The 336-nt window shown below is 28.9% G+C and carries 1 protein-coding gene; it reads left to right on the top strand.

All coding sequences use genetic code 11. From position 1 onward, the window contains the following. Positions 1-65 precede the first annotated feature (65 nt). A complete protein-coding gene (locus GBZ86_RS16870; RefSeq protein WP_152892557.1) occupies positions 66-227 on the top strand; it encodes a streptolysin S family TOMM toxin in 162 nt (53 codons plus the stop codon). The last annotated feature ends 109 nt before the right edge of the window (positions 228-336 follow it).

Below are 336 nucleotides of genomic sequence, written 5' to 3'. Positions count from 1 at the left end.
GGAACAAGCGGAAAATAAAAATTTATAATACATATATTATATAAAAAAGTAAGGTGGAGATTTACATGTTAAAATTTAATGAAAATGTTTTATCAACTACAACTGCTAAGCAAGAAGTTAATGTAGCACCAGGAGCATGCTGTTGTTGTACATGCTGTTGTTGTGTAGGAGTAAATGTTGGAAGTGGATCAGCTACAACTAACATGAGTGGAACAAGCGGAAAATAAAAATTTATAAGACATATATTATAATAAAAAGTAAGGTGGAGATTTACATGTTAAAATTTAATGAAAATGTTTTATCAACTACAACTGTTAAGCAAGAAGTTAATGTAGC

The organism is Clostridium tarantellae (assembly GCF_009295725.1).
In the GTDB taxonomy this organism is placed as follows: Bacteria; Bacillota; Clostridia; order Clostridiales; family Clostridiaceae; genus Sarcina; species Sarcina tarantellae.
Note: the sequence above shows the minus strand (reverse complement) of the source record. Positions and strands in the feature narration are given on the sequence as shown.

Excerpts from the sequence above, each read along its gene's own strand:
- GBZ86_RS16870 (WP_152892557.1), top strand. The coding sequence starts at position 66 with ATGTTAAAATTTAATGAAAATGTTTTATCAACTACAACTGCTAAGCAA.